Raw genomic sequence first — 2,774 nt, 5'->3', positions numbered from 1 at the left:
GACCACATACGCCACCAGCCGCGTGTCGCCGCGCTCCTCGCGCAGCAGCACCACCGCGTCGCGCACGGCCTCATGCTGGCGCAGCACGGCCTCGATCTCGCCCAGCTCGATGCGATAGCCCCGCAGCTTGACCTGCTGATCGGCGCGTCCGCAGAACTCGACGTTGCCATCGGGCAGGTAGCGCCCAAGATCGCCCGTGCGATACACCCGATCGCTGGCGTCGCCGGGTGCTCCTTCGGCGAAGGGATTGGGCTGGAAGCGCGCGCCAGTCAGCGCTGCGTCGTCGATGTAGCCCTGCGCCAGATACGGCGTGCGCACGACGATCTCACCGATCTCGCCGATACCAGCCAGCCGCCCGGCGCTGTTCACCACGAGGAGCTGGACATCGGCGATGCCCTGGCCCAGCGGCACCACTGCTCTCAACGGTTGGTCGTCTGGGATGACGTAGTAGGCCATCGCCTGCGGTGTCTCGGTCGTGCCGTAGAAATTGACATAGGTTGCCTCAGGCGCGACCACCTCAAGCCGCGCCACCGCCTGCTGCGTCAGCACATCGCCGCCGAAGAACAGGTAGCGGAGCGACACCAGCTCAGCGGGCTGGTCAGGTCGCGGGGCTGCGCCGCCCTCGCTAAGCAGCGTGCCGAGCGCGGGCGTCAGATGCGCGACCGTGATCGCTGACTGTTCCATCCAGCGCGGGAGGTATCCGGGCGTAAGCAGGTGCTCTTCGTCCGGAATACAGAGCGTCGCGCCGATCGACAGCGGCGTGAAGATGTCGCGCAGCAGCGGATCATGGGCCAGACCCGACAGCATACTGAAGCGGTCGGCGGGGCACAGGCCAAACCTCTGCCGGTGCCATGCGACGAAATGCGCCAGCGGGCGGTGGGTGCCGCGAATCCCCTTGGGCTGTCCGGTCGAGCCGGAGGTAAACGCCACGTAGGCCAAGTGATCGGGGCCGACCGTGATGTTCGGAGCATGGCCGAGAGCGGCGCTGAGAAGATCGGCGTCGCGTGTGGCGTCCAGACGGCAGGCCAGCGGCAGCGCGGCCAGCGCCTCAGCCAATGCTTCAGGCAGCGTAGACGGAGCGGCGAGCTGAATCCAGCCGCGTGGCCGCGCCAGGCGCACATACTCGACCAGCCGCGCTGCGGGGTAGCCTGGGTCGAGGATCATCCAGGCAGCGCCCGCCTTGAGCACACCCAGCATCGACCACACCAGCGCCGCGCTGCGCTGGCCGTAGATCGCGATCACCTCTTCGGATTGAATGCCACAGGCGTGGAGATAGCTAGCTAGCTGATTACTGCGCCGCTCAAGGTCGCCATAGGTCCAGGTTTCGCGCGGATCGATCACCGCCACACGATCGGGAGTGCGGCGAGCCTGCGCTGCGAACCACTCATGGACCGCGCCCGACCAATCAGCGACGAGCGGCTGGTGGGGATCGGGCAGCCGAAGCGCGGCGGCGGGCGTCACCAGCGAATAGCTCGCGATCGGCGCGTCGGGCTGCGCGACGACCTGCGACAACAACAACTCCATTTGCGCCAGCAGCTCAGCCATCCGCGCCGAATCAAAGACATCGGCGTTGTACAGCAGATCGAACTGAATACCTGCGGGCTGTTCTTTAACGTACAGCGTGAGATCGAACTTGGCCTCCGTCTCCGGTGTCGGAAGCACTTCGGCAGCGACGCCGGTGAGATCGAGCTGCGCCTCCGCGACGTTGAGCATATTAAAAAAGACCTGGAAGAGCGGCGTGCGATACGGATCGCGCTCCGGATGCAGCGCCTCGACGACCAGCTCAAAGGGTACGTCCTGGTGAGCGTAGGCGGTGAGACAGGTGTCGCGGACTTGCCGGAGCAGAGAGGAAAATACAAGCGTATCGGTACCACGTATCCGCAGCACCAGCGTATTGACGAAGAAGCCGATCAGGTTCTCCGTCTCGGCGCGGGTACGGCCCGCGATCGGCGTGCCGACGGCAATGTCCTGCTGGCCGCTCCACCGCGCCAGGAGCACCTCGAAGGCCGCCAGCAGCGTCATGAACAGCGTCACACCTTCCCGCTGGCTCAATTCCTTGACCGCCGCGCTCAACGCCGCTGACAGGCGCAACGCCACGGTCCCAATCCGGCCAGCCGCCCCCGCCCGGTAGGGTCGATCGGTGGGCAGCGCGAGCGGCGCGAGATCGGCGAGCTGCCGTCGCCAGTAGGCGAGCTGCTGATCCAGCACCTCACCCTGCAACCAGGCGCGCTGCCACAGCGCATAGTCGGCATACTGCACCGGCAGCTCCGGCAGGATCGAAGCGCTGCCCATATCGCGGCCCGCACGCTGCGCATTGTACAGCGTCACCACCTCACGGCTCAGCACGCCCATCGACCAGCCATCCGCGACGATGTGATGCAGCACGAGCAGCAGCACGTGGTCATGCGCGCTCAGGCAAAGCAGGGTACAGCGGAGCAGCGGGCCGCGCTCAAGATCGAAGGGCTGTTGCGCAGCCTGCGACGACAGGCGCTGCACTTCTCGCATCTGATCCGCAGGAGCAAGCTGTTGCAGATCGAGCAGCGGCAGATCCAGCGTGGATTCCGGCGCGATCACCTGCATGGGCGCTCCATCGACCGCCCCCTGCGTATAGGTTGTGCGCAGGACCGCATGGCGCTGCACGACACGCTGCAAGCTCGCGGCGAATGCCGCGACATCGAGCGGCCCGGTGAAGCGGACCACCGCCGGGATGATGTACGCGCTGCTGCCGGGCTGCAACTGATCGAGGAACCAGAGGCGCTGCTGCGCGAACGACA

At 66.4% G+C, this 2,774-nt stretch carries 1 protein-coding gene; it reads right to left on the bottom strand.

The genetic code is table 11. The features are described from left to right. Positions 1–2,774 (bottom strand): amino acid adenylation domain-containing protein (locus VFZ66_16215; protein HEX6290736.1); only part of this gene is annotated, 2,774 nt, incomplete at both ends.

Source organism: Herpetosiphonaceae bacterium (assembly GCA_036374795.1).
Taxonomy (GTDB): Bacteria; Chloroflexota; Chloroflexia; order Chloroflexales; family Kallotenuaceae; genus LB3-1.
The sequence above is the reverse complement of the archived record's forward strand: the minus strand, read 5'-3'. Positions and strand labels throughout refer to the sequence as shown.